This is a genomic window from Variovorax sp. P4_D9 (assembly GCF_056401695.1).
This window is the reverse complement of record NZ_JBFUIU010001449.1, coordinates 1-1,349: the sequence shown is the minus strand read 5'-3', so window position 1 is coordinate 1,349 and position 1,349 is coordinate 1. Positions and strand designations below refer to the sequence as shown.

General features: G+C 59.0%; 2 protein-coding genes. Both read left to right on the top strand.

Annotated elements, in window-relative coordinates; translation table 11 throughout:
- Window positions 1-233 precede the first annotated feature (233 nt).
- Window positions 234-695 carry a hypothetical protein gene (locus AC1DY5_RS55885; RefSeq protein ID WP_478122745.1) on the top strand — a complete coding sequence of 154 codons (462 nt, stop codon included), beginning with the start codon at window positions 234-236 and terminating at the stop codon, window positions 693-695.
- 261 nt (window positions 696-956) lie between these two features.
- Window positions 957-1,325, top strand: coding sequence for a YcgJ family protein (locus AC1DY5_RS55880; RefSeq protein WP_478122744.1), 369 nt, complete (start codon window positions 957-959; stop codon window positions 1,323-1,325).
- The last annotated feature ends 24 nt before the right edge of the window (window positions 1,326-1,349 follow it).

Here is a 1,349-nt window from a genome sequence, read left to right as displayed (position 1 = left end):
GCGCCGGACCCCATGAAAGAGAGCTACTTGAGAGGGAGTCACATCGACCTGGAGCAGCGCCTATGGCGCAGCGGTTCTTGCCTAGTAGCCCACCTCGGATGCCGAGCGCTCCCTGCACTGAGATCCGCGTGATGATTTCGTGCCAATCAGATTCATCGTTTCAGCCATTCGCTCTCGCGGATGTACCGTCTAAACTGCCAAGTGCTGAGCACTTCACCTAACTTTTATCCCCAATGTCCGAGATTGACTTCGCCGCGCAGACAGCCGCGGTTCGTGGTGTTCTTTCCACCCACGGAATTCGTCGTGCGTTGGCGCTTCTCAATGACCGGACGCAGTATCGATACACGGCCATCTACAAGTTGAACGGTGGTGCGTTGCGCGCAGAGCACGTCTTCGATCGCTTCTCCGAATACCGCACATGGCTGAAAGCAGTTCCCCTGGACAAGAGCTTTTGCCAACACGCGATCGAGCAGGGCGAATTCACGACCAGCCATGTTTCCAAAGACAAGTCCTTGATGAGCTACCGCCCTTATGTCGGCCTTGTCGAGTCGTACTACGGGCGGCTGCTGACACGCGATTCCGGGACGCCCTATGGCACGTTCATCCATTTCGATCTGGAGCCTCGCAGCATCGACGTGCAGGAGGTCTCGTTTCTGCAGCAGGTCACTCCGATGTTTCTCGACTACCTCGAGTGAATTGCGAGCCCCCGGGGGCCATAGGCGACCGGGCTACCTCACCGAAGAGTTCCGGGCGCTCAGCCTTCGAGACAGAATCAGGTGGCGCTGTCGACCGCGAAGTTGCGAGAGTTTTCGGGGAGCGGCTCCGAAATTGGCTCGAACGCGATGAACTCACTGGTCAGCACAAGTTGAGTTTCCGGGTGAGTTCTGCACTCACCTTTGAGATTCCCTCTGCGGTGGATTCCGGCGCCATTCGCAGACAAGCCACAATCCACGCCCATGAAAACTTCATGCCACTTTTCGTTGTCTCTGGCGCTACTGGTCGCCGCATCCGCTGTCCCCGCCCATGCCGCAAAGCAGGCCGCGCTGCGATCGCCGGCGCCGCACGTGCTCTGCGACCGCTACGTGTGCGCGAACGACAAGGGCATTTCTCGCGAGCTCACCCAAAAGTACCTCGGCAAGAAGGCGGCGACCAGGCTAGCCTCACAGGGTGACTTCGACCGGACCGAGTTCACCTTCGCCAACGGCGTGTTCTGCGACATCAAGGAGCGCCTGTGCCGCGAGGATCGGTACTACGGCGCCGATGGCCAACGTAGCGCAGCCGTGAACAAGAGGTACACCGAACTGCTGTTTGGAAATCGTCCCTAAACGATGGGCGTCCCGCTCTAGAGC

Excerpts from the sequence above, each read along its gene's own strand:
- AC1DY5_RS55880 (WP_478122744.1), top strand. The coding sequence starts at position 957 with ATGAAAACTTCATGCCACTTTTCGTTGTCTCTGGCGCTACTGGTCGCC.
- AC1DY5_RS55885 (WP_478122745.1), top strand. The coding sequence starts at position 234 with ATGTCCGAGATTGACTTCGCCGCGCAGACAGCCGCGGTTCGTGGTGTT.